Genomic DNA, 24091 nt, shown 5'->3' with positions numbered 1-24091 from the left:
TGTCACGTCTGCGTTCGCCAATCTCCGACCTGTCCCGCAACCATCCATCCTTCCGCGCGTTGCGCGCCGGTGAAATATCGCCAATCATGGTTCAGGCAGGGTGGAGGCTGAAGGTGGCGGGCAATCTGCAAAATGGGGCGCGCGCGTCGAAACCGGGGCTGGCGAGCCTGCTCGCCGCCTCGCGAGGCCATCCGCGCACGGCACTGCCGACGGTCGCCTCCGTCGTCGCGACGGTCGCGGCGCTCTATTTCGGGCGCGAGGTGTTCCTGCCGATCGCGGTCGCGCTGCTTTTGACCTTCGCCATCGCCCCGGTCGTCTCGGCACTGAAGCGGATCGGCATTCCGCGCCTTCCCGCCGTCATAGCCAGCGTGCTTGGGGCCTTCGCCGCGCTGGCGCTGTTTTCCTTCGTCGTCGCCAGCCAGGTCAGCGATCTCGCCCAGAACATCCCCGTCTACCAGATCAACATCCTGACAAAGATCCGCGCGCTGAAGGAAAGCGGCCTCGGCGGCGGCATCATCTCGCGCTTGAGCGGGGTCATCGAGCGCGTCGGCCAGGAGATCGACCGCCAGGAGCCGCAGCTGCCTTCGGCCGCCCAGGCGCCGAAGCGCGATCCGATCCCGGTCGAGATCATCGCCCATGAAAAGCCGCTCGAAGTGCTGCAGAACCTGGTCGCGCCGCTGCTCAGCCCGCTCGCCTCGGCCGGCCTGGTCATCGTCGTGGTCATCTTCATGCTGCTGGAGCGGGAGGACCTGCGCGACCGCTTCATCCGCCTCGTCGGCTATGGCGACCTCCACCGCACGACGCAGGCGCTGCAGGATGCCGGCAAGCGGGTCGGCCAGTATCTTCTGATGCAGATGGTGGTCAACATCGTCTACGCGGTGCCGATCACCATCGGGCTGTGGGTGCTGGGCATTCCCAATGCGCTGCTCTGGGGCATGCTAGCGCTGGCGCTTCGCTTCGTTCCCTATATCGGCCCTGTCATCGGCGCGCTGCTGCCGCTGTTTCTGGCGCTTGCGGTCGCACCCGGCTGGTCGCTGCTTTTGTGGACTGCGGCGCTGTTCGTCGTCATGGAGCTGATCACCGGCAATGTCATCGAGCCCTGGCTCTACGGCTCCCGCACGGGCCTGTCGCCGCTTGCCATCATCGTCGCGGCGATCTTCTGGACCTGGCTCTGGGGCCCGATCGGCCTGGTGCTGTCGACGCCGCTCACCGTCTGCCTCGTGGTTCTCGGCCGGCATGTACCGCAATTCGAGTTCCTCGACGTGCTGTTCGGCAACGAGCCGGTGCTGGAGCCGCATGCGAGGCTCTACCAGCGGCTGCTCGCCGGCGATCCGGAGGAGGCGACCGACCATGCCGAGGAACTGCTCGAGGAGAAATACCTGTTCGAGCTCTACGACCAGGTGGCCATTCCCGCGCTGCTGCTCGGCGAGCAGGACCGCATGCGCGGTGTCATGGACGACGAGCAGCGCCGGCAGGTTGCCGAAAGCGCGCTGACGCTGGTCGCCAATCTCGACGACAGCGCCCAGGAGGAGGCGGAGGAGGATGAACAGGCCGCCGCTTCGGACGAGGAGAAAGCCGCCGAAGGCAAGGCAGCTGAAGGCAAGGCAACTGAAGGCAAGGCAGACGGCGAGGCCGACGAGGTCGACCTGCCGGACGGCTCCGGCATTTCCGTGCTTTGCGCCGGCGGGCGCGGCGAGCTCGACGATGCCGCCGCCGCCATGCTGGCGCAGGTGCTTGAAGTGCAGGGCGCCGGGGCGTCGCGGGCAAGCTTCACCGCCCTCGAACCCTCGGCCATCCGCCGGCTCGAGCTGGGCTCGATCGACACGGCGGTCATCGGCTTCCTGAACCGCGATTCCACCAAGCACGCGCGCTTCATGGTGCGCCGGCTGAAGCGCCTCAAGCCGAAGCTCCGGGTCGGCATCGTGTTCTGGTCGGAAATCGGCAATGGCGACACCGAGGCCGCCGCAAAGCTGGCGAGCGACCTCAATGCCGATTTCCTCGCCTATGGCATGGTCGACGCAGTGACCGGCGCCCTCTCGAACGAACCGGCGGTGCCGCTCACGCTCGCGGCCCAGCGCCGCCCGCGCCGGCGACGTCCGGCCCGCAAGAAGGAACTGCGGGCGGCCGCGAGCTGAATGCGGTAGGGCATCGTTCCGCGCCGCTGTGCCGGACAACTCCCGGACAATCGAGGCCCGCAATCACGCCTTCTTCAAGAACTCCGTCTTCAGCACCAGGCCCTTCACCTGCTTGGTGTTGCATTCGATCTCGCCGGGATTGCCGGTGAGGCGGATGTTCTTGACCAGCGTGCCGCGCTTGATCGTCTCGGAGGTGCCCTTGACCTTGAGGTCCTTGATCAGGGTCACGGAGTCGCCGTCCTTCAGGGGCGTGCCGTTGCTGTCTTTCACGATGGCGTCTGTCATGGCGGGTCTTTCATCGGTTGGATGGCGTGCGCCCGCCTATCGCGCCGGCGACGCCCTGGTCAAGCCAATCCGATCATCACCTCGGCCTCGATCTCGACCGGGAGATTGAAGGGCAGGGTGGCGACGCCGATTGCCGTGCGGGCGTGGCGGCCGACCTCCGGCCCGAAGATCTCGAGGACGAGGTCGGAAAAGCCGTTCATCACCGCCGGGGTCTGGGTGAAGCCCGGCGCCGCGTTGACCATGCCGTGCACGCGGCACCAGCCGGTGATCCGGTCGAGGCTGCCGAGTTCGCGCCTGAGGCTGGCGAGCATCGACAGCCCGACCTTGCGGGCCGATGCGCGCGCCTCTTCAAGCGACACGCTCACGCCGACGACGCCGAACGGGCCGGCAAGCGTGCCGTCCGGTTCCTGCGGTCCGTGGCCGGAGATGTAGGCGCGGTCGCCGCGCAGATTCACCCAGGGAAAGGGCAGCACCACGTCCGGCGGCAGTTTCAACGGCGGCGGCAGGACGATGCCCAGCGCGGCAAGTCGTTCATCGGCACCCGGCATGGCGCGGCCCCCTCGACGCATCGTCGCGCGGCGCTGTTCCAGCGTCATGCCCGCGACCTCATGCAGAGCTTTCCGGTTCGTTGTCCTTTCGTCAAGCGGGTCGGCGGGCATGGTCCGCACGGACCGCGTCGCCTTGCGGTCCGTGCGGACGGGCGCCTGCCCCCGCGGCGGCGCCAAGCCTCCCAACCCTCAGGCTGGCCGGGCGGCTCGAGCGTTCCCGGGAAAGATCGCCGCCACGATCCTTCCGGAAACGGCGCTAGAAATGCAGGTCCAGCGGCGGCGGATAGGCCTGGCCTGGTTCGGCGGCCTTCGCCGTCTGGCCGGGCGAAGGCACGATGCCGCCGGTGGCTTTTTCATCGAGCAACGGCCGGTGTTTGTCGGTATTGCACTCCGTCACCAGCGTTTTCGCTTTGGCCGGAGCGGCTTGCGGCGGCACAAGCGTGAGCAGCAGCGCCGAAAGCGCTGGCAGGATGATTTTCATGACCGTGTTCCCTCTCGGCTCGGCGGCCGCCTCATTGCTTGAAGCCGGACGCATCGAGCAGGGCGACCTGCTTGCCGTCGATGTAGAAGCGTATCGCATGCGCCTCGTTGTCGATGGCAATGCGCGTCGGTTGAAGAGCCTGCACCGCAGGCGCCTTGACATATTTCGACGGAAATCCTCCGTCTGGCGCGTTTGCAAAGAGCAACGCCAGGGCGATGCATCCTGTGGCAAGCATGGTGAGGGTCAATTTGGGAGAAGCGGTCATGTTTTGATCCTTCTTGACGAGGTGGCTCACGGTTCGGTTGTTCCCGTCTCTTGAAGCCGGGTTTCGCCGTTGCTCGAAATCGAGCGTGTCACTGCTCTACGAAGGAAGGGGAGCTCAAGCCCCACATTCAGCGCGTTTTCCCTGACGGTCTGCCCCTTGCCCAGGGCGAGCTTAGCGCTGGTCGATGGTGCGAAAAGGGGGCGCGTGCGGAACGGCGTGGAATTCTCTGGAATTCCTGGAATATTAGCCTGTAGAGATAAGGCGATGGGGCATGGATTCGGCGAGATGGCCTGCTTGGTTGGCTGCAGCACACGGTGGCCTTGCGACGGGCCTGAAGGCACGGTCTTCGCTCGAATGAGGAGCCAGTCCCGATTCTATCGGGATGGAGAAGGTGCAGCCGGATGGCATTGAACATCGCGCAGAAGTTGCGACTGACTTCGGTCGTGCTGGGAACCGCCACCCGCAAGGACCTGGCGGCGGCGTTTCGCGCCGTCAACCCGAAGACGGCTTTCGATGTTGGCCGCGCCGACAAATGGCTGCAGGGCCGCGCCCAGCCCCGCGAGCACAGCGTCTATGAAGACTGGGCGAAAGTGCTGCGCCTCGAACGGCCAGGCGCCTGGATCGCCGAAAGCGATCTGCCGAGCTTCGCGGCCGCCGTCGCGGCCCAGCACGGCATCGACACGGCGGAGCTCGAACGCCGCGCCAGCGCGCAGTCCGAGGCCTCGCCCGGGCACGACGACAAGAGCGTTGGCCCGGCGCTTGCCGGTACCTATGCCTGCTATTCGCGCGCCTGGTCGCCCTATTATCGCGGCCAGCTGATCAGGGGCCGCCTGTCGATCGGGGCCGGGCCGGGCGTGCATGGGTTCAGCGCCATCTATCGCGAGACATTGCCGACCGGCCAGTTGCAGCTCGGCGGCCCGGTCACGCCGGCAAAGCGCAGCCTCTACCTGCATCTGAGGGAGGTCGGCGGCGAGGCGCAGTTCTTCCTCTGCCTGTTCCCGCACACGCAGCCGGTCAGCGTGCTCGGCGGCTATATGTGCGGCACCGCCATCATCGGGCCCGAGGCGCAGCCGTCGATCACCAGGATCCTCCTGGTGCGGCTGCGCGATGCGCCCGCCGCCGAACAATGGGGCGGGTATTTGCCGCCAGGCACCTCGATCGCCGCCGATCTGGCGAGCCTCGGCATCGTGATCGAGCACCCGGAAACGGTCGACCGGCAACTCGAGCGGTTCCTCAGCGCCGACAGCGACAGCGGCGTCAACCAGATCCCGCCGGCCGAATTCCGCGCCATCCTCGACGTGTTCGACCGCCACTGGCTGCAGCACGCGGGCTGATCCCGGCATCCCGGCGACCTTGACAGCGCGGCCGCATCGCGTTCACCTGCGCCGGTCGTTGACCTGCGCAGGAACGGACGATGAAAAAGACCTACGAAAAGCCCAGGCTTGAAAAGCGCGACAGGCTCTCGGCCGCGACCGCCGCCACGCCGTCATCCGGCTTCTCATTCTGAGGACGGTCGAGCTTGACAAGCGCGCTGCGCGGCGCCCATGTTGCGCGCGTTGTCTTCAGGGGGAATCTCGATGAAGAAGGTCTACAGCAAGCCGACGCTTGAAAAGCGCGGGAAGCTTTCCGCCGTCACGGCCGGCAACGGCGCATCCATCGCGGTTTGAGCGGTTCGGCGATCCCGGACGGAAAACCGCTACGCATTTTTTTGAGGAATTGCTCCAGCCGGCGTTTCCGGGCCCCGCTTCGAAGCCTCGCCGCTCCTGGCCAGGAGCGGGCGGTACACCGCGCAGGTGCCCGCCCGTCCGGCGCCGCCGCCAAGCTGCTGAAACCCCGTCCGTCCCCAACAGCAACGGTCATGGCGTGACCAGTCACTGCGGAGTGCCATTGGCGGGCCTTGCTGTCAACGCCGGCCGCAGGGCCTTGCGGCGGGCGTTTTTCCCGTCCCGCAGTGCCGAAATCGCCCTGCCGCGATCGCGCCGTTGCGGTTGGCGAAAGCCCGGAAATGGCGGATTTCCGGGCTTTTCGGCCAGCTCTTGAGCCGGCGCGAGCCCATTTGCCTATCCGCTTGAATAGGTTCGTTTTTCGCCGGCTCAAGGTGTTTTGGGTTCCGGTTCTCAACCTGACTTTTTTTGGGTGCATTTCCGCAGCGCAACAATGGGGGCCGGGGGAGACGCCGAAACCGCCAATCTCCTCCTTTGGGGGAGATAGGCGGCTTTCCGTGAACAGCTTCATGATGCTCTCATTGAGGCGTGCTATAGTAGCCTGTTCGAGCGAGGGAGGGTGCCATGGGCGATCGGTTGCTCGAGGTGCTTGCCAGGCGCAAATCCTGGCTGGACAGGGTGGCGCTGGGCCTGCTTGTCTTCGTGGCGACTTTGATTGCCGGTCTTATGGGCGGCGCCGGCGCTTAGGCGTCGAAACGAGAAGCTCATGCGGGCCGGCGCCGAAGGCAAGAAGCGCCCGGTCAACGCGGCTTCGTTGTGACGCGTCGGCGCATGGTCGCGATGATCCCGACTCCGTCGCCGATATTGATCCTGCCCTTGGCCATACCGGGAGTCTGGTGCGGCCCGCAGCTTCATTAAGATTTCTCTAATGTGGCATAGATTGACAGGACCGGCCGCTCTCCTGGGAATTGATTTTCAAGTGGTTGAACCCTTCAGCGGTTGCCAACTCTCCTTAGGATGCCCGTCGCCAATTTCTCCCAAGTGGCGGCGGGCTTTTGTTGCCCAGAAATGGAACCAAGGCCGCCTTGTTTGGATTTCTTTATGCCGTTCGCACCCAGCCGAGGCACGCGGACGTTTGGAAGAGTTCATCACGCTTTCGCCCGACCGAGGGAAGGAGAGCGTAATGCGCTCAGAATGCAGGCGTCCCCACCGGGGTGCCCCAGCCACCGCGACCTTGCAGTTAAGCCAGCGGGTAGTCCGCAAGAGGGGCATTGAGAACGGCACGGTAGTCGAGGCTACCGACACCCAAATAAAAGTGAAGTGGGATCGAGGCGCGACGAGCTACTTCCGTCGCGGCAGAGAAGGGGACGTGCTCCACGCGCCCCCGGGTGAGGAATATGCCATGCCTTTCCCCGCCTACCTAGGCTCTGACGATCTGGACATGCTCACCCAGGCATTGAAGGACCATTGCGACGCCTATGGCATTTCCGCCGACGCCGAGCGGGATGATATCGCGCGGCTTGTCATGGTGCTTTTCGTCAGCGGCATTAATGACGTCGATGACATGAAGGCCGCTCTGGTCGCTTCGAGGCGCGTCCACTAGGACCGTGCCGTTCGCGACGGACGGACTCGACTGGCTTGAGCCATGAAGCGGGCGCTAGACGGATCTGCCAGCCCGCATCAAAGCCCTCGTCAGTGGGAGCTGCGTTTCGAATCTGGCGGTTTCCTTCGTCGGCCTTTCGAACGCCTTGCCGCCCTGACCGCCACCCTCCAGGGGCTTGTCGAGGAGCGCAAGGGAAAGCCGCCATGGGTCGTCAAGTCTAATTCAAATTGGGGCGGGGGCGGACTCTCGAACTACGACTATGAAGGATTCGCCCAGGAGTGGTGTCGGGTGTAAAATGATGGTGTCGTCCGCACCTAGCCGAGGCACACGGACGCTCGGAAGAGTAGATTCGCGCTTTCGCCCATTTGAGGGGACGGATGCGTCATGGCTCTCAACAAATACGTGGGCGTTTTCACGCCGACCGAGTTGGCGCTTCTCCAGAGGGTTTTTGACCAGCTCTGCAGGGAGCGCCATTTAGCCCTCAAGGACAGAGAGCAAAGGGACGAGCTCGCCCGCGAGGTCATCCAGGCATTCGAGAATGGCTTCGCCGACGAGGTCGAGCTGTGGCAGTCCCTTTCGAAGCGCCGCATGGCTCGGTAATAAGTTAGGCGCAGGACTTCTGCTGGGCGCCGCGGAGGAAGACCCGACAAGGGAGCGGCCCGGCAGGCTGGCGGGGTAGGCCAGCAAACGCCGGGCCTAGCCGGCGGGGCTCGGGGGCGAGACACGGCACCGGCTAACGAAGAATATACGCTCTTGCTAATATTGCTGGAATGCATCCATAAGGACGAAGCGGCGTCTTTGCACGGGCCGGCTTTACGGTGACGGCACACAAAGCTGACGGCGACCCAAGGGCGTTTTACGCTGAACGACAGGGCGGAGATCCGAGAAATTTTCTCCGAGTTCGAGCTGATCGGCGGCCCGCTGACATACGGTTCGGCGCGGCCAGGGGAAGGACTTCCGCGAAGTGATTATCCTCGACCGCAAGACGCCGCGGCCAGCCAACTTGCCGCCGGTGACCAGCGCGCACGAAGGTATTTCGACATTCCGACGGAACAACAGTCTCAAAGCCCCGTTGGAATGATGCCGGACGGTGCTCGGCATACCCCCACACCCCTCCGCGCGCCGCCGGGCTACTCCAACCGAACTCAGCCCGCCGGCCCAGCCGTCGGGCTTCTTTTCTTTCAGCCATCCATCTCGAGAGGCTTGTGATCGGGCTTTTCATGCCAGATCACCTGACGCAGGTCGCGGCGATCGACGGGCTGCCCGCACCCCTTGCAGCGATAGAAATGATCGAACTCGCATGGCGGCTCACCGCCATGACGCGTCCCGGTGATCGGCGGCCCGAGATCCGAAAGCTTTGTCAACCGTGAAGTTTCCGGGCTTCGCGTTCCAAGGTCTTGCGGTCGTTGCCATGCTCGCTGATCAGCTCTCTCACCTGCTCCGGCGTGATCCGATGCTGTTTGGCGAAGTAGCGGACCTCGTAATCTTCATCCGCCGACACGCGGTCGCGGTCCCGAAAATCGCGCTTGGCCTTGTCGTCCGTCATGGCTGATCCTCCCTAGGTGCCAGAAAGCTGGATGACGCCCAAAGGTTCCCGTTCAGCGTTTTGCGTGCTTGCGTTTCTTCCTGGATTTGAGACTGGCGCTATAGGCGGCTTCTATGATCCGCAGCACTTCGTCGCGGGTTATGCCGCACTTGCGGGCATAGTAGTCGGCTTCGGCAAGCCGTTCTTCCGACAAGCCCTGTGCGAGCAGCTTCGCTCTCATCCGACCCTCGAACATCGGACGGATAACAAATTCGCTCCGCCATTTGTTCCAGCACTTGCTAATGGAGCGGAAGGCGTTCCAAGCTATTTGAATCAAAGTTTCGCGTTTCGTGGAGTTCCGATGCGTAAGCCTGGCAGAGGCGCCCGGCTGCCCTTCATTCGTCCAATGGAGCCTGAACTGGTCGAGCAGCCGCCCAAAGGTGAAGGCTGGAGCCACGAAGTGAAATTCGATGGCTACCGGACACAGGTAATCAAAGACACCGACGGAATCCGCCTCTACACCAGGACTGGAATTGACTGGACGGCCAAGTATCGGCCTCTCGCGAAGGAAGCCGCGGCGCTCGAAGCGGAAAGCTTCATCATCGAATGCGAAACGATCGTCACGGACGAGACCGGGCTGTCCGACTTCCATGCGCTTCGCTCGGCCATCACGCGCCGGCCGCAGGATCTTTACCTGGTCGCGTTCGATCTGCTGCATCTCAATGGCCACGATCTGCGCGACATGTCGCTCGAGGATCGGCGCGAAATCCTGCAGGCACTTATTGCGGCCGGCGGTCGCATCCAATTCAGCGAGGCGCTGCCTGGCACAGGTGACGCCGTTTACCACCTTGCTTGCGAAGCGGGCTTGGAAGGCATCGTGTCGAAGCGGCTGGATAGCGTGTACCGCAGCGGCTCGACGATGAACTGGCGGAAGATCAAGTGCTATGTCGAGAAGGAAATGGACATCATCGGAGTCAAACGCGAGACCGGTAAGCCCGCGATAGTGCTCATGGCTGACCACGGTCGCTACATGGGCGGCGCGTTCGTCACCTTTAAAGCCGACAAGCGCCAGGCGCTATGGGCCCGCGTCGAGGGCAAGGCCGGCGCCGCACCGCCAAACGGCTTGGCAAAGGAAAAAGCCGAATGGCTGAAGCCTGGGCTCGTCGGCCGTGTGAAGTTCCTGAAGGGCGAGGAGAAGCTCCGCCACGCCTCGCTGAAGGACTTTCGCGAAGACGAGTGACGACCTGCCCATTGCCGCCGATGCTCACCGTTCGCTCATGTTTTCGGGAACATGGCGATGAAGCGGGGCGTTGAAGCCATGAAGGGACTGCCGTCCCTGACGCTGTAGACCTTCCAAAGTTGCTTAAGGTCTGGCGCCGGATGGGCGTTAAACCGTGCAATCATTGGAGAATCCCACCATGCGAACGCTTATTGTCCTTGCAGCGTTTTCGCTGTTCGCCGGCCCTGCGTCGGCAGCTGATCACCTCTTCACCGCCACAGCGGCAGGCGGCTTGACGACCTCCAGCCAACCATTCCAGAACGGCATAAACAACACGGCTCCTACAGCCGAGGCTGTGCCGGGCGGAGGTAGTCCGTTGTCGGGTGAGGACCATACCGTGCCGGCCACCGACACACAGACGGGCGCCTCGACCAGGAGCATGCCGTCGGCCGTTGACGGCAAGACGGCGCCATCCGCTAACTCACGGTGAGGACCATCGCCGGAAAATTGTTGGAACCGAACGCTGATCCCGCCATTTAGCAGAAAGGCGGTCGTTATCCTCTTTTAAGGGCTGCCAGCATTTAAGTCCCCAAGCAAAGGCCCGTCGCCCGTTCCCCCCACACGGCGGCGGGCTTTTTCATATGGGTCGAACCGAATTGACTCGAAGCTGACTTAGAGCAATTCCAGGAAAAGTGTGTAACGGTTTTCCGTCCGGAATAGCGTAAAAACAAATACTTAGAGCGGTTCGGCGATTCCGTGAAACGTTGAACCGCTCTAGCGGGTCAAAGTTTCCCGCCGGCTTTTGGCGACAGCCGATCTCCCCACAAGAGGGGAGTTGGCAGCTTCTGCGGGTTGCCATGCCTCTGCCCCCCACACACCTCGCGCACCACGCCCCGCAGCCAGCGGTGCGCGGCGTCGGCGTCGAGGCGCGGGTGCCACATGAGCGAGATGGTGAGCGGGGCGAGCTTTACCGGCAGCGCGAAGGTGACCAGGCCTTCGCGCAGCTTGCCCGTGTAGCGCTCGGGCACGGTGGCGATGAGGTCGGAGCCGCGGGCAAGCGCCAGCGCTTCCGAAAAGCCGCCGACGACGGTCGCGATCGTCCGCGTCAGCCCGGCGGGCTCCAGCGCGTCGTCCACCGGCCCGCGGTCGAGGCCGCGGCGCGAGATCAGTATGTGCCGGCCGGCGGCGAAACGGGCGGCGGTGATCTTGCCTTCGCTTAAAGGGTGGCCGACGCGCGCCACCCCTACGAAACGGTCGCGGAACAGCGCCTGCGCCCGCACCTCCGGGCCGGTCGAACCGCCGACCACGCCGGTCTCGAGATCGACGCTGCCCTCGCGCATCGGTCCGCTGTCCTTGTCGGGCTTCGGCACGAAGCGCAACTGCACGCCCGGTGCCTCGGCGGCGACGCGCGCCAGCAGGGCAGGGCCGAAATTCTCGACGAAACCGTCGCTGTTGCGCAGCGTGAAGCTGCGCGCCAGGCGCTTCAGGTCGAGCCGCTCAGCGGGCCTGAGCATGGCTTGCGCTTCCTTCACCAGCCGGCCGGCTTCCAGGCTGAGTTCCATGGCACGCGGCGTCGGCACAAGGCCGCGCCCCGCGCGCACCAGAAGCGGATCGCCGGTCGCCTCGCGCAGCCTGGCGAGCGCCCGGCTCATCGCCGAAGGGCTGAGCTTCAGCCGCCGCGCGGCCCTGGCGACGCTGCCTTCGGCAAGCAGCACATCCAGCGTGACGAGCAGGTTGAGATCGGGTCGCGACATGGCGCGACCTTAGCACGCTTCCGGCAAAGTGGCATGGCGTTCCATGCACGAATAAAATGCAAATGCTGCGCATTCCGCCATATCGGGCGCACGCCTATTTTCCCGGCAGGTTTCACGCCAGCCGGAGAAGAACCATGGCCGATATCGCAGATCCACGTGCCGTAGAAGTGAGCCGCTCGGCGACCGGCGCGCTGGCCAGCCTGTCGCTGGCGATGCTGTTGTCCTCGCTCAGCACCAGCATCGCCAATGTCGCGCTGCCGACGCTGAGCGAGGCCTTTTCCGCGTCCTTCCCGGCGGTGCAATGGGTGGTGCTTGCCTATCTGCTTGCCATCACCGCGCTCATCGTCAGCGTCGGGCGGCTGGGCGATCTCGTCGGCCGCAGGCTGCTGCTGGTGGCGGGGCTCGCGCTGTTCAGCGCCGCCTCGCTGGCGGCGGCGCTGGCGCCGACCCTGCCGCTGCTGATCGCCGCGCGCGCCGCGCAAGGCCTGGGCGCGGCGGTGATGATGGCGCTGACCATCGCCTTCGTCGGCGAGACGGTGCCAAAGGAACGCACCGGCAGCGCCATGGGCCTGCTCGGCACCATGTCGGCGATCGGCACGGCACTCGGGCCGTCGCTCGGCGGCGTGCTGATCGCCTCCTTCGGCTGGCGCTCGATCTTCCTCGTCAATGCGGCGCTCGGCATCGCGGCCATGCTCGCTACCCGCCGCTTCCTGCCCCCGGGCGAGGCGGGGCAGGATCGCGGCGCGACAAGGGAAGGCGCTCGCTTCGATATGCTGGGCACGGTGCTGCTGGCGCTGACGCTCGCCGCCTACGCGCTGGCGATGACTCTTGCGCGCGGCGGTTTCGGCGGCCTGAACGTCGCGCTGCTCGGCATGGCCGTCCTCGGCGCCGGCCTGTTCCTCCATGCCGAGGGCAAGGTGGCTTCGCCGCTGGTCAAACCGGCGCTGTTCCGCGACCCGGTGCTGGCGCCGAGCCTTGCCATGAACGCGCTGGTCTCGACGGTGATGATGGCGACGCTGGTGGTCGGGCCGTTCTTCCTGTCACGCGCGCTGGGCCTCAGCGAAGCGCTGGTCGGCGCCGTGCTGTCGATCGGCCCGGTCGTGTCGGCGCTGTGCGGCGTCGTCGCCGGCCGCATCGTCGACCGGTGGGGCGCGTCCGCGATGGTCGTCGCCGGGCTGGCGCTGATGGCCGTGGGCTGCGCCGCTCTCTCCGTGCTGCCGGCGCTGTGCGGCGTCGCCGGTTACGCGGCGGCGATCGTCATCCTGACGCCCGGCTACCAGCTCTTCCAAGCGGCCAACAACACCGCCGTCATGGCCGATGTCGGCAAGGGCCAGCGCGGTGTGGTCTCAGGCATGCTGAGCCTGTCGCGCAATCTCGGCCTGATCACCGGCACGGCGGCGATGGGCGCGGTCTTTGCCTTCGCCGTGGGGACGAAGGATATCGCGGGCGCCGCGCCGCAGGCGGTGGCCGGCGGGATGCGCGTTACATTTGCGGTAGCGGCGGCGCTGGTGGTGGCGGCGGTGGCGATTGCGGCGGTTGGAGGTTTGCGAAAGCGCCGGAGCGCCTAATCTCCCTTGTTGAGGTTGGTCCGCAAAGCGGACGGAAAGTCAATTGCTTGGCTTTCCGAAGGACGAAAGCCTGGCAAGGCAGAAGGGGGGCGCTGTCCCGCCGGCGTCTCGGCACGAGGTTCCCCGGCTCCGCCAACGCTTCGTCATCCTCGGGCCTGGGATCCATGCGGTGACCTTGATCGTGGGGCGCGGCGGAGCAGAATTCTTAACCGTTGCAACACTTTAGCGTCACGGCATGGATCCCAGGGTCTGCGCGCGTCGCTTCGCTCCCTGGACCGCCCTAGGATGAAGAAGGCGATAGGTTGCGTTCCTTCACACCCCCTCCGTCCTGCCGGACACCTCCCCCACGGGGGGACAGCAGCTTCCGCGCCGCGCCTCACCTCCGCCCAATGTAACCCATCGCACAGTCTGCGCGCCTGTTCTGTCGTAGTCGGCCAGTGAGACTTCCGCATTTTAGCTGATTTTGATATTGCGGAGTGGTTCCTCCCGCCGAGCCGATGAGGAAACGAAGGGGGTAGTGGCAGTGGAAGGGTGCGCGGCCGCATGACCGACAGTCCGCAAGCCGGGCTGCTGGAGATGCGCGTGCTCGGTGATTTCCAGGTGGGCCGCGCCGGCGAACTCGTCGAGCTGCCGCCGTCGAGGAAGACGAGAGCCTTGCTTGCCTATCTCGCCGTCACCGGCAGGGCGCATCAGCGCGAGCGGCTTTGCGAGATCTTCTGGGACATTCCCGACGATCCGCGCGGCGCTTTGCGCTGGAGCCTGTCCAAGATCCGCCTGGTGCTGGGCGCTGACGAATCCGCCTTGGTCGCCGACCGCAACAGCGTCTCGCTCAAGGTCGAGACGGACTATGCCCGGCTGCTGCCGATGGTGAAGGGCGATCTTTCGTTGCTGCCGACGGACGAGCTCGAGGCCGTCGCCGGTTCGATCCGCGGCGATTTCCTCTCCGATCTCTCGCTCGACCGCTGCTTCCAATACGAGGCCTGGCGCAAGGCCCTCGCCAGCGAGGTCGAGCTCGCCGAACTCGGCATCCTGCGCGAACTGGTCGAACGGCTGGCCGGCGAGCCGAGGCGGGCGCTGCCGATTGCCCGGCGCCTGAGCCGCCTGCTGCCGGAGGATATCGGGCTGGCGGAAGAAATGGAGGCGCTGGAGGAGAAGGTGAGGGCGGCGGCCGCCCAGCCGACGTCGCGCTCTCCGCAACCCGCCGCGGCCCCGGCACAATCGCCTTCGCCCGCAAAGAGCCCGGCAACCGCGCAGGATCCCGGCCGCGCCGTGCATTTCTGCCGCGCGCGCGACGGCACGAGGCTCGCCTACGCCATGACCGGCAGCGGTGCGCCCATCCTGCGCGCCGCGCACTGGATGTCGCATCTCACCTTCGACTGGGACAGCCCGATCTGGCGGCACTGGATGAGGGAGCTGTCGCGCCAGAACCAGCTCGTACGCTACGACGAGCGCTGCAACGGACTGTCGCAACGCCACGTGGTCGACGTCTCGTTCGACACCATGGTGTCGGACCTCGAATGCGTGGTCGAGGCGGCAGGGCTCGATCGCTTCACCCTGCTTGGCCTGTCGCAGAGCTGCGCGGTCTCGATCGCCTACGCCATACGCCATCCCGAGAAGGTCTCGGGCATGATCCTCTACGGCGGCTATGTCAAAGGCTGGCGCGCGCGCGGCGACGCCGGCGAGATCGCGACACGCGAGGCGATCGCAACGCTGATGCGCGAGGGCTGGGGCAAGCAGAACCCGATGTTCCGCCAGGTCTTCTGCTCCATGTTCATCCCCGGCGCCACGCACGAGCATTTCGCCTGGATGGACGAATTGATGCTGCGCACCGTGTCGCCGGACGATGCCTTCCGCCTGCAAAGCGCCTTCTCGGTGATAGATGTCAGCGACTTGCTGGAGAAGGTGCGGGTGCCGACCCTGGTGCTGCACGCGCGGGAGGACAACGTGGCGCCGGTCGAGTCCGGGCGCACCATGGCGGCCGGCATTCCCGGCGCGCGCTTCTTCGAACTTGAAAGCCAGAACCACATCCTGCTCGAGGGCGAGCCGGCCTTCGACGAGTTCATCGCCCACGTCCGGGCGTTCATGGCCGAGACGGCGGGATCGTAGGCGCTTCCGCGATCGCGTAATTTCGCTGCCGCGCGCCAGGTCTATTTTTAAGCGACGGCGGTACCCATCCCGCCTTCCTCCGGCCGGTGCCTCAGCTACCCCAACGCCCCCCGCCCGCTGTGGTGCCGGCCTCTTTCGCGCCAGTCCGCAGGTTTTCCGGCCGCCAGGCGTCGGCCTCCGCTTCTTTCTCCAATTCGATCAGCTTCGACTTGATCTCCTCCGGGTCGGCATGCTCGAGCCCGATGACGTCATTGCGCGTCTGCTGCAGGGCGATGACGATCTCGTCGAGCTTGGCGTGAATGGCCGCTGTGTCCCGGTAGCCCTGGATGAGGACCACCCCGGTGATGATGATAGCCGCGACCGAAAGCGCGTAGGTCACCGCACTGGTGAGGCCGAACGGCACAAGCAGCGTGCAGGCAGCCATCGCGACGACGACGACGTAGAAGCCGGGCGGGCGGGACAGAAAATCGGCGGCGACAAAGAGGAGCCGGTTCATCGGCCGCCTATGCGAGCAGGAAGCCGGCGAGGAGCACGGTGAGGATCATCGAAGCGGGCACGGCAAGAAGCCAGCGGGCCTCCAGGACACTATTGCGCGGGTCGTCCATATCCGTTGCTCCTGTTGTCGAATTGCTCGCCGGCAAACGGGACCAAGGAACGTTCGTTCCACCGGTAAGGCCACGGTCTGAAATCGATATCCGACTGAAGTCTCAACGGCCGACGGAGAGGGCCGAAGGCGGCAACCAAAGTCGCGCTTTCGCATTTGCAGCGCGCCGATCCATCGCCAATCCGTAGGGGAGCCGACATGAGCCTGGATAGACCTGCCGCCCAGTCGGAAGACGAACCATATGAAACGGAATTCTTCGCCATGAAATACGGCCTGCCCAGGAAACTCGCCAAAACCATGCTGGAGACGAACGGCCCCGCGCGGCGGGCCTGTGACGCCGCGGCCACGACTTACCTCCGATACGTAGCGTTAAGGCGCGAGCGCGGGAGCTGACTCCTGGAAGCGGCCGCAGCGCCTTCCTGTCGTCCGATCGCCGGGGCGCCCCCCGCAAGATTGGCCCGGAACCAATGCCGCAGATTGCGGTTTATCCGGCGAAGGGATGTTTTAGAAATCAGGAATAGCGCAATGAAAACAGTGGTTCTTGCAGCCTTGGCGCTTTGCATCGCCGCGCCGGCGGTTGCTTCCGCGGCCGAGGCCGATGTCGTCATCAGGACGCACCACCGGCACTATCATCACCGCACCGCCGTCGTCATCAATGACGAAGGCCAGCGTCTCCATCATCGCCGACACGGCACGGTCGCTTTTTATGATCACGGCCGCCGCGCCTGGCATCGTCATCACCGCCCGGACACCGTCGTGGTCACGGGCTCCATCGAGCGTCATCACCGCTACTACCGCCGTCCCGTCGTGGTCGAGAGCGGCTCCGACTATTGATCGCATTCGGCCCGGCTCAGCGATCGAGAGCCGGGCCGGAACCCCCGGCCTTTGCCGGCCATCATTTGTGCCTTTAAGCTTTGGCCAGCGGCACGGAGAACACCGTCGCTGTGCCGGTGAGGCATATCTCGCCGGCCTCGTTGCGCACCGAGGTCGCAAGCTTGGTGATCGGCTTGTCGAAACGCACCTCGGTGACCTCGACACGGCCGGTGATCAGCTCGCCGACGCCGACCGCCTTGACGAATTTCCATGAGACTTCCAGGAACACCGAGCCCGGACCGGGGAGGTCTTCCGCCACCACCGCGTTGAGGATGCCCGAGGTGACGCCGCCCTGCACGATGAGCTTGCCGAAGACCGAAGCCTCGGCCAGCGCCTTGTCGTAGTGCAGCGGGTTGCGGTCGCCGGTCATGTCCGCGAACGCGTCGATATCCTGCGGCCGCGTGCGCCGCGAGCGCTCGGCGGAGGCGCCCACCTGCGGCCGCCCCTTGATGATGCCGATCCATCCGTCCTTCATATGTGCGGTCATGGTCTCATCCCCATTCGGTTGCGTTGCGTGATCGAACCGGCCGCGGCCGGTGGATTGGCGTCGTTTGCCGGCGCCCTTAGGCCCGCCGCCCGGTATTTGGCGGAGGCGCGGACCGGCATCGGCTGCCCGGCGAGCGCCTGGACCTCGGCCTTCATAACGGCGCTGAAACGGCGGTGCCGCTCGCCGATGTCGGCGAGCGTCCAGTCGAAGCCCGCAACGGCGTCCGTGGTGTCGAGGATCTGGTTGGCGAAGAGGTCGCGCTCCCGCTGCCAGGCCGCGAAGGCCGCCTCGGATCCGTCGAGGACGGCGTGCGCCAGGCCTGCCGCATCGCGCAGCGCATCCGAGATGCCGTGCGCTGTGAGCGGGTCGCGGAAGAAGCCGGCATCGCCGACCAGCGCCCAGCCCGGCCCATACGCCTGGCGTATATAGCCCGGGACGCCGCGAAATGCCTGCAGGCGGGCATCCTTCGCCGCGCGGTCGGCCTGCGCGGCAAGGGCAGGCGAGAGCGCTTCCAGCACCGCCATGCGGGCGCGCGCATGGTCGGCGCGGAAGCGCTGGTCGAACAGCCTGGTCGGCACCGAGGCGACGATGCAGGCCAGCCCGTCATTGGTCGGAATGAACGAGCCGGCGAGACCGTCGCGAAAATACCAGTGGTAGCCCGCGCCTGGCTCGACGGGCGCGTAACCGTAGACATGGGCGGCCGACACGGCTCCCTGTCGCAACACCCGAGCGTTGCTGCGCTTGGCCACCAGCGAGCCGATGCCGTCGGCGCCGATCACAATGCCGGCGCTCACCTGCAAGACGTCGCGGCCGGCACTGCGGATCTCGACGCCGCGCACGCGCCCCTGTGTATCGGCGAAGAGGTCGGCGACGGCCATGTCATGCTGGAACTCGGCGCCGGCCTTGCGCGCGGTATCGACCAGCATGCGATCGAGCACGGTGCGCCGCGGCGCGATCAGGCCGGGCAGGTCCGGCCCGGCATCGAGCGCAATGATGATCTCCTCGTCGCCATAGTGGAACGTCGTCGCCTCGATCAGCGGCGTGCCGGCCTCGATGAGCGGCTTGAGCAGGCCCCAGCGCGACAATTGCAGCACGGCCGGCCGCATCAGCGCGTGCGTCGACAGCGTGTCGGAGCCATAGGGCCGACGCTCGATGACCATCACCTTCAGCCCCGCGCGGGCGAGCAGCAGCGCGGTCGAGGCGCCGGCGCAGCGCGCGCCGACGATGATCGCGTCGTAGTGGCGGCGTTTCGGCGCGGCTGGAAGCGGGCGATTCTGGATGTCTGGCATCGTCATTGTCCTCAGGCGGCCCTCAGGCCCTTGCGGTCGAGATAGCGGGAGACCTCGGCGGCGATCGCTTGCGCGTCGACGCTGGCGCCGCCGATGAAGTTGGAATCGCGCTTGCGCAGGAAGCGGAAGCCGAGCCCGTAGAGGCCGGGCACGCTGGTGATGCCGCCCTGATGCGCGAGCTCGCCGTCGGCGCCGAGCGCCAGCGGCTCCAGCCAGTCGAACGAGCGGGCATAGCCGGTCGCCCAGATGATCGTGCGGATCGATCCGTCCGTCAGCGACAGCCGCATCGGGCGGACCGAAGGCACTGTCACCGGCTCGCGGCGGGCCGGCCGCGCGGCGCCGGCGAAGCGGTCGATCCCGGCAAGCAGGCGCGCCTGCTTCGCCTCGGCCGCCGCGATCTGCGCCGGAAGGTCGTCGGCGAAGGCGACCTCGCGATCGGCGATGCCGCGCACACGGCCCGCCAGCTCGACGCCGAGCGCCTGCAGCGTGGCGAGGTCGACATCGGCCTTGTCCAGCCGCCCGGCAAGCTGCAGCGAGGGCTGGCGCCTGGCGCTCTCGGGGTTGGCGAGGCCGTCGAGCGGCTGCGCCATCAGGCCCATCTCGCAGAGCCAGAAGAAGATGTCCTTGCCGCGCCACAGCCTCGGCAGGCGCGTATGCTTGCCGACCGAAAGCATGACACGCCGGCCGGCGCGCTTAAGCTCGTCGGCGATCTGCACCCCGGAGGAGGAAGCGCCGACGATCAGCACCCCGCCGGGCGGCAGTTCGCCGGGGGACCGATACTGCGAGGCGTGGATGCTGAGCCGCCCGCCCATTGTCGCGGATGCAAAGGGGATCACCGGCCGGTCGCAATGGCCGGTCGCCACCACGACGGCTTTTGCCGTCCAGTCGCCGGCGCCGGTGGCGAGCGTGAAGCCGCTGCCGGTCCGCCTGCAGGCGGAGACCTCGACGCCGCATTCGATCGGCACCTGCCAGTTCCTGGCATAGGTTTCGAGGTCCCGGACGAAGCAGTCCTTCGTCCTGAAGCCGTCGAGGTCCGGGCCGTCATAGGGCGAGCCGGGCAGGCCGTTCAGCCAGTTGGGCGTAAGCAGCCTCAGCGATTGCCAGGCCTGCGCGCGCCAGCGCTCGCCGATGCGGCCGCGCTCCAGCACGACATGGTCGATGCCGGCGCGGCCAAGGCAATGGCTGAGCGCAAGCCCGGCCTGCCCGCCGCCGATGATGACGACGTCAGCATGTTTCATGGCTCTGTTCCGAAACCTTGGGAAGAGACGGTCCGGATTTCCCCGGACCGTCTGTCAGCCCTGCCTTACTGGATGGTCTTGATCCCGACCGTGACCGGCACGCCGTTGGTCAGCACATCGAACACGGCGGAGCGCGCACGGGCCTGCTCGACAAGTTGCTGGAGCTTCTCGGCCGGCGCGTCGCCCTCGACCTCGAACGAAACCTGGATGTTCTGGAAGCCGTTGCGGACCTCGTCCGAGATGCCGAGGATGCCGCGCAGGTCGATGTCGCCGTCGACCGAGCACTTGACCCGGCTGAGCTTGATGCCGCGCGCCGCGGCGATGTTGGCAAGGCCCGCCATCAGGCAGCTCGCCAGCCCATGCAGCAGCCACTCGACCGGGGTCGGCGCGTTGTCGGCGCCGCACAGGATCGCGGGATGGTCGCTGTCGGCATAGAAGGGCTTTTCGTGCTTCTGCTCCTGGCCGGCGCCGTGGAAGCCGTGCATGACGCTTTTGCTGTGCGTGCCCTCGATCCATTCATTGTGGGCGCGGAACTGGAACTTCGCCAGCTCCGGCTGGCCGGCGACGAAATTGATCGTGGCCAACAGGTTCGGCGTGTCGACGCCATTGAGCGGAAGTCGCGCAGGTTTGGTGTTCGGTTGCATTTTGTCTTCTCCCAAAAGGTTGGTTTGCGGCTTGGTTGCCGTGACGGCCTTTCTTTGACCGTCGGGCGTTTGAGCGAGAGTGGGTGCGGGCGTGGAATTTTTGATGCGCCCACCGTGGAAATTGCATCGCCCGTTTCATTTGAGGCGGACATTCGGCGCGGGAAGCCAACGTCGGAAGGCCGGTCAGCGGGGGGCCAGACGCGAAAAACCCCGGCGACGCCGGGGTTTTCGCCAGGCCTTCCGGCCGGCCGTCATCCCGCTTCAGGCGTCCGTCCTGTCGGCTTCGGCGAGCGCGCTGCGCGCGGACGTGTAGTATTCGATCTGCGAGCGGCTGATCCCCATGTCCTTCAAGAGATAGTCCGGCATGGCGCGCAGCGCGGCGCGGTCGCTGCGCATCCGCATGGCGTGGTAGGCCAGCCGCAACGCGCGGCCGGCAAAGCCGGGCAGGGTGAAGCCGGTGCCGCTGGTTTCACAGGTTGCGTGGTCAAAAGTGGTCATCGTCATCTCCATCGGTTGCGGACGCGTTCCTTCGCGTCGTCGATGCGGACAATGCGGCACGGGCGACGGAGCGAGCGTTGGAACCGGCGTCGAAAATGCCGTGGAATCGTGCGGGGAGCGAAAGCGCCTCTCCTTCTCCCACAAGGGGAGAAGGGAGGGTCGTAGCGCTGCTTCCGTCCTCATTGGACTTCGCCCGACACAACCCCATATTGAATCGAAGGAGCTTTGAGCGTGAAACTCGCGCGGGTGGCCCTTCTGGCAGCGGCCTTCGTGGCCGCCGCGGTCCTTCTCCCCTTCTCCCCGGCCGGGACGGCTGGGCAGAGGATCGCCTTGAGCATCGCGATCGACGGCGCCATCGGCCCGGCGAGCTCGCGCCAGCTCGAGGAGGCGCTCAAGGTCGCGGCAGAGCGCAACGCCGAGGTCCTCATCCTCCAGCTCGACACGCCGGGCGGCCTGGTCACCTCGATGCGCGAGATGATCGCCGATATCCTGGCCTCTCGCGTTCCCGTCATCGGTTATGTCGCGCCGGCCGGCGGCCATGCCGCGAGCGCCGGAACCTACATCCTCTACGCCACCCATGTGGCGGCGATGGCGCCGGGCACCAATCTGGGCGCGGCGACGCCGGTCGAGTTCGGCGGGCTGCCCTCGCTTCCCGGCGGCGAGAAGGACAAGGACCAGAAGGACGCCAGCGGGCGGCCGGCCGGCGACGCGATGATGGCCAAGGTGACCAACGACGCGGTGGCGCTGATCCGCTCGCTCGCCGAGCTGCGCGGCCGCAACGGCGACTGGGGCGAGAAGGCCGTGCGCGAGGCGGCAAGCCTCTCGGCCAGCGCCGCGCTGCAGCAACATGTCATCGACTTCATCGCCCGCGACACGACCGAGCTTCTGCAGCTGGCCGACGGCCGCACCGTCGACATGGCCGGCAGGAAGGAAGTGCTGGCGACGAAGGGCCTGGCCGTCGAGACGCTGGATCCCGGCTGGTTCATCCGGCTTCTCGCCGTCATCACCGACCCGAACGTCGCGGTGCTGCTGATGCTGATCGGCTTCTACGGCATCGTCTTCGAGGTCACGAGCCCCGGCGCGGTGGCGCCGGGCGTCATCGGCGCCATCTGCCTCGTGCTCGCCCTCTATGCGCTCGATCTCTTGCCGATCAACTATACCGGGCTTGCCCTGATGCTGCTCGGCGTCGCCTTCCTCATCGTCGAGGCCTTCAATCCGACTGTCGTGCTGGGAGTCGGCGGCGCGGCCGCCTTCCTGCTCGGCGCCGCCATGCTGCTCAAGATCGAGGGGCCCGGCTTCGCCATATCGTGGGCGGTCATCGGCCCTGCCGTGGCGCTGACGCTGGGGCTCGCGCTGCTCGCCGGCAGCTACCTCTGGGCGGCGCGGCGCAATCCGCCGCGCATCGGCGGCGAGGCGATGCGCGGCCAGCCCGCCCAGATCCTCGACTGGGAAGGCCGCGAGGGCCATGTGCTGGCGCTTGGCGAACGCTGGCGGGCCAGGGCCGACGATCCGGTGGCGCCCGGGGACAACGTCGAGGTCACCGCCGTCAGCGACCTCGTGCTGACGGTGCGGCGGCGCGGTGTGGGAAACGACGGAGCAAAACAATGACAGTCGGTTATGTCGCCTATCTGGTCCTCGCGCTGCTGGCGATCATGTTCTTGTCGGCGGCCATCCGCATCCTGAGGGAATATGAGCGCGGCGTGGTGTTCACGCTGGGCCGCTTCACCGGGGTCAAGGGTCCGGGCCTCATCCTCTTGGTTCCCTTTATCCAGCAGATGGTGCGGGTGGATCTGCGCGTGGTGGTGCAGGACGTACCGCCGCAGGACGTCATCTCGCGCGACAACGTCTCGGTGAAGGTCAACGCCGTGCTCTATTTCCGCATCGTCGACGCCGAGCGGGCGATCATCCAGGTCGAGGACTTCATGACCGCCACCAACCAGCTGGCGCAGACCACGCTGCGTTCGGTGCTCGGCAAGCACGAGCTCGACGAGATGTTGGCCGAACGCGACAAGCTCAATAGCGACATCCAGGAGATCCTCGACCAGCGCACCGATGCCTGGGGCATTAAGGTCTCCAATGTCGAGATCAAGCATGTCGATCTGAACGAGAGCATGATCCGCGCCATCGCCAAGCAGGCCGAGGCCGAGCGGCTGCGGCGCGCCAAGGTCATCAATGCCGACGGCGAGCAGCAGGCGGCGGCAAAGCTCGTCGAGGCCGGCCGCATGCTGGCGGCCGAGCCGCAGGCCATGCAGCTGCGCTATTTCGAGGCCCTGCATGACATCGCCGGCGAGCGCTCCTCCACGGTGGTCTTCCCGCTGCCGGTGGATCTGCTCAGCCAGTTCCTTAAGGGACAGGAGAAGTGAGCCGCCACGGCGGCTCGGGCGAAAATCGCTTGCCGATCCAGTCGACGAAGGCGCGGGTCTTGGCGGCCTGGCCCTTGGCCGAGGGCATGACGACGTAGACCGCGCCCTCGTCGGCCAGCGTCCAGTCCTCCAGGATCGGCACCAGCCGGCCGTCGGCAATCTCGCGCCCGACCAGCCAGTCCGTGCTCATCATCAGGCCGACGCCCTGCACGGCTGCCTCGACCAGCACCTCGGCGTCGTCGCTGACCAGCGGCCCCGAAACCTCGACGCGCACGCGCCGGCCCTCGCGGTCGGTCATCTCCCAGGCCGGAAAGGTCTGGAAGCCAGTGAAGCCGAGGCAGGAATGTTCGAGCAGCGCCTGCGGCGTCTCCGGCCTGCCCCTTCGGGCGAGGTAGGAGGGCGCGGCGCACAGCAGCCGGCGCCGCGTCGCCACCTTGCGCGCCACCAGGCGCGAATCCTCCAGGCTGCCCAGCCGCACGGCGACGTCGAAATTCTCGGCGACGAGATCGGTGAAGCGGTTGGAGAATTCCGCCTCGATACGTATATCCGGGAACTCGGCGAGGAACTGCGGCAGGAACGGCCCGATCCACATGCGCCCGAACGTGCCGGGCAGCGCCAGCCTGAGCAGCCCGCGCGGCCGGCCGCCGGCATGCGCGGCGGCAGCGGTTTCCGCCTCGTCGACCGAGGCGAGGATGGCGCGCACACGCACAAGGAATTCCGCACCCGCCTCTGTCAGCGCGACGCTGCGGGTCGTGCGGTGAAGCAGCCGCACTCCCAGCCGCTCCTCCAGCGACTGCAGGCGGCGCGACAGGATGGTCGCGTCTCGTCCGACCCGCGCCGCCGCCCTGGTGAAGGAGCGCGCCTCGGCGATGGCCGCGAAGGCCGCCATTTCGGCAAGGGCCGCCGGTTCATGGGATTGCTGCATGGTTTGCAATACTAAAA

General features: G+C 66.2%; 26 protein-coding genes. 12 read left to right on the top strand and 14 right to left on the bottom strand.

Going from position 1 to position 24091, the window contains the following annotated elements; genetic code table 11:
• Nucleotides 1-113 precede the first annotated feature (113 nt).
• Nucleotides 114-2135: an AI-2E family transporter gene (locus EN853_RS19160; RefSeq protein ID WP_245517111.1), complete on the top strand. Its 2022-nt coding sequence runs from the start codon at nucleotides 114-116 to the stop codon at nucleotides 2133-2135.
• Between the two features lie 63 nt (nucleotides 2136-2198).
• Here EN853_RS19160 and EN853_RS19155 read toward each other — a convergent pair whose 3' ends face one another.
• The 4 genes from EN853_RS19155 to EN853_RS19140 form a co-directional block, all read right to left on the bottom strand.
• Nucleotides 2199-2420 carry an alkylphosphonate utilization protein gene (locus EN853_RS19155; protein ID WP_126094618.1) on the bottom strand — a complete coding sequence of 74 codons (222 nt, stop codon included), beginning with the start codon at nucleotides 2418-2420 and terminating at the stop codon, nucleotides 2199-2201.
• 59 nt (nucleotides 2421-2479) lie between these two features.
• A complete protein-coding gene (locus tag EN853_RS19150) occupies nucleotides 2480-2968 on the bottom strand; it encodes a RidA family protein (RefSeq protein WP_127859795.1) in 489 nt (162 codons plus the stop codon).
• 256 nt (nucleotides 2969-3224) lie between these two features.
• Nucleotides 3225-3449: a hypothetical protein gene (locus EN853_RS19145; protein WP_127859737.1), complete on the bottom strand. Its 225-nt coding sequence runs from the start codon at nucleotides 3447-3449 to the stop codon at nucleotides 3225-3227.
• Nucleotides 3450-3480: 31 nt separating this feature from the next.
• Nucleotides 3481-3744: a hypothetical protein gene (locus EN853_RS19140; protein WP_245517110.1), complete on the bottom strand. Its 264-nt coding sequence runs from the start codon at nucleotides 3742-3744 to the stop codon at nucleotides 3481-3483.
• Between the two features lie 371 nt (nucleotides 3745-4115).
• Here EN853_RS19140 and EN853_RS19135 point away from each other — a divergent pair, with 371 nt between their 5' ends.
• From EN853_RS19135 to EN853_RS34010, 5 genes are all read left to right on the top strand, one after another.
• Complete coding sequence (locus EN853_RS19135) at nucleotides 4116-5048, top strand: hypothetical protein (RefSeq protein WP_127859736.1); 933 nt, start codon at nucleotides 4116-4118, stop codon at nucleotides 5046-5048.
• A 243-nt stretch (nucleotides 5049-5291) separates the two neighbouring features.
• Nucleotides 5292-5381 carry a lasso RiPP family leader peptide-containing protein gene (locus EN853_RS19130; protein ID WP_127859735.1) on the top strand — a complete coding sequence of 30 codons (90 nt, stop codon included), beginning with the start codon at nucleotides 5292-5294 and terminating at the stop codon, nucleotides 5379-5381.
• 621 nt (nucleotides 5382-6002) lie between these two features.
• On the top strand, nucleotides 6003-6125 hold the full coding sequence (locus tag EN853_RS35125) for a hypothetical protein (protein WP_281061506.1): 123 nt from the start codon (nucleotides 6003-6005) through the stop codon (nucleotides 6123-6125).
• Nucleotides 6126-6780: 655 nt separating this feature from the next.
• Nucleotides 6781-6981: a hypothetical protein gene (locus tag EN853_RS19125; RefSeq protein WP_127428933.1), complete on the top strand. Its 201-nt coding sequence runs from the start codon at nucleotides 6781-6783 to the stop codon at nucleotides 6979-6981.
• 384 nt (nucleotides 6982-7365) lie between these two features.
• Nucleotides 7366-7581, top strand: a complete 216-nt coding sequence (locus EN853_RS34010; RefSeq protein WP_189343897.1) for a hypothetical protein — start codon at nucleotides 7366-7368, stop codon at nucleotides 7579-7581.
• Between the two features lie 581 nt (nucleotides 7582-8162).
• Here the strand turns inward: EN853_RS34010 and EN853_RS19115 are convergent.
• On the bottom strand, nucleotides 8163-8345 hold the full coding sequence (locus EN853_RS19115; protein WP_127859734.1) for a hypothetical protein: 183 nt from the start codon (nucleotides 8343-8345) through the stop codon (nucleotides 8163-8165).
• Complete coding sequence (locus EN853_RS19110) at nucleotides 8342-8527, bottom strand: DUF3606 domain-containing protein (RefSeq protein WP_127859733.1); 186 nt, start codon at nucleotides 8525-8527, stop codon at nucleotides 8342-8344. The genes EN853_RS19115 and EN853_RS19110 overlap by 4 nt, the downstream gene beginning before the upstream one ends.
• A gap of 340 nt (nucleotides 8528-8867) precedes the next feature.
• On the opposite strand from EN853_RS19110, the gene EN853_RS19105 reads away from it, so the two are divergent.
• Nucleotides 8868-9746: an RNA ligase family protein gene (locus EN853_RS19105; protein ID WP_127859732.1), complete on the top strand. Its 879-nt coding sequence runs from the start codon at nucleotides 8868-8870 to the stop codon at nucleotides 9744-9746.
• Between the two features lie 761 nt (nucleotides 9747-10507).
• Here the strand turns inward: EN853_RS19105 and EN853_RS19100 are convergent.
• Nucleotides 10508-11479 carry a LysR family transcriptional regulator gene (locus EN853_RS19100; protein WP_127859731.1) on the bottom strand — a complete coding sequence of 324 codons (972 nt, stop codon included), beginning with the start codon at nucleotides 11477-11479 and terminating at the stop codon, nucleotides 10508-10510.
• A 134-nt stretch (nucleotides 11480-11613) separates the two neighbouring features.
• Between EN853_RS19100 and EN853_RS19095 the strand changes: the two genes are divergently transcribed.
• Together EN853_RS19095 and EN853_RS34630 are read left to right on the top strand one after the other, a co-directional pair.
• Nucleotides 11614-13047: an MFS transporter gene (locus EN853_RS19095; protein WP_245517109.1), complete on the top strand. Its 1434-nt coding sequence runs from the start codon at nucleotides 11614-11616 to the stop codon at nucleotides 13045-13047.
• Between the two features lie 543 nt (nucleotides 13048-13590).
• Nucleotides 13591-15153, top strand: coding sequence for an alpha/beta hydrolase (locus EN853_RS34630; RefSeq protein WP_245517108.1), 1563 nt, complete (start codon nucleotides 13591-13593; stop codon nucleotides 15151-15153).
• A 91-nt stretch (nucleotides 15154-15244) separates the two neighbouring features.
• Here EN853_RS34630 and EN853_RS19085 read toward each other — a convergent pair whose 3' ends face one another.
• Nucleotides 15245-15649, bottom strand: a complete 405-nt coding sequence (locus EN853_RS19085) for a low affinity iron permease family protein (RefSeq protein WP_127859729.1) — start codon at nucleotides 15647-15649, stop codon at nucleotides 15245-15247.
• Nucleotides 15650-16282: 633 nt separating this feature from the next.
• Between EN853_RS19085 and EN853_RS19075 the strand changes: the two genes are divergently transcribed.
• Nucleotides 16283-16591, top strand: coding sequence for a hypothetical protein (locus EN853_RS19075; RefSeq protein ID WP_127859727.1), 309 nt, complete (start codon nucleotides 16283-16285; stop codon nucleotides 16589-16591).
• A gap of 73 nt (nucleotides 16592-16664) precedes the next feature.
• Here EN853_RS19075 and EN853_RS19070 read toward each other — a convergent pair whose 3' ends face one another.
• The 5 genes from EN853_RS19070 to EN853_RS34005 all read right to left on the bottom strand — a co-directional run bounded on the left by EN853_RS19070 (nucleotide 16665) and on the right by EN853_RS34005 (nucleotide 20786).
• A complete protein-coding gene (locus EN853_RS19070; RefSeq protein WP_127859726.1) occupies nucleotides 16665-17117 on the bottom strand; it encodes a MaoC family dehydratase in 453 nt (150 codons plus the stop codon).
• Nucleotides 17114-18406, bottom strand: a complete 1293-nt coding sequence (locus EN853_RS19065) for an NAD(P)/FAD-dependent oxidoreductase (protein WP_167524523.1) — start codon at nucleotides 18404-18406, stop codon at nucleotides 17114-17116. Before EN853_RS19065 ends, EN853_RS19070 begins: the two co-directional genes overlap by 4 nt.
• Before the next feature lie 11 nt (nucleotides 18407-18417).
• A complete protein-coding gene (locus EN853_RS19060) occupies nucleotides 18418-19644 on the bottom strand; it encodes an NAD(P)/FAD-dependent oxidoreductase (protein ID WP_127859724.1) in 1227 nt (408 codons plus the stop codon).
• A gap of 65 nt (nucleotides 19645-19709) precedes the next feature.
• Complete coding sequence (locus tag EN853_RS19055) at nucleotides 19710-20288, bottom strand: OsmC family protein (RefSeq protein ID WP_127859723.1); 579 nt, start codon at nucleotides 20286-20288, stop codon at nucleotides 19710-19712.
• A gap of 261 nt (nucleotides 20289-20549) precedes the next feature.
• A complete protein-coding gene (locus EN853_RS34005) occupies nucleotides 20550-20786 on the bottom strand; it encodes a DUF1127 domain-containing protein (RefSeq protein WP_167524522.1) in 237 nt (78 codons plus the stop codon).
• 231 nt (nucleotides 20787-21017) lie between these two features.
• Between EN853_RS34005 and EN853_RS19045 the strand changes: the two genes are divergently transcribed.
• Both EN853_RS19045 and EN853_RS19040 read left to right on the top strand, forming a co-directional pair.
• The gene (locus EN853_RS19045) at nucleotides 21018-22394 is read left to right on the top strand and encodes a nodulation protein NfeD (RefSeq protein WP_127859721.1); all 1377 of its coding nucleotides are present in this window, start codon (nucleotides 21018-21020) and stop codon (nucleotides 22392-22394) included.
• Nucleotides 22391-23149: a slipin family protein gene (locus tag EN853_RS19040; protein WP_127859720.1), complete on the top strand. Its 759-nt coding sequence runs from the start codon at nucleotides 22391-22393 to the stop codon at nucleotides 23147-23149. The genes EN853_RS19045 and EN853_RS19040 overlap by 4 nt, the downstream gene beginning before the upstream one ends.
• Here EN853_RS19040 and EN853_RS19035 read toward each other — a convergent pair.
• Nucleotides 23130-24074 carry a LysR family transcriptional regulator gene (locus EN853_RS19035; protein ID WP_127859719.1) on the bottom strand — a complete coding sequence of 315 codons (945 nt, stop codon included), beginning with the start codon at nucleotides 24072-24074 and terminating at the stop codon, nucleotides 23130-23132. The two genes, EN853_RS19040 and EN853_RS19035, sit on opposite strands and share 20 nt — an antisense overlap.
• Nucleotides 24075-24091: the final 17 nt, after the last annotated feature.

It is taken from the genome of Mesorhizobium sp. M1C.F.Ca.ET.210.01.1.1 (assembly GCF_004791585.1).
GTDB lineage: Bacteria > Pseudomonadota > Alphaproteobacteria > Rhizobiales > Rhizobiaceae > Mesorhizobium.
The sequence above is the reverse complement of the archived record's forward strand: the minus strand, read 5'-3'. Positions and strand labels throughout refer to the sequence as shown.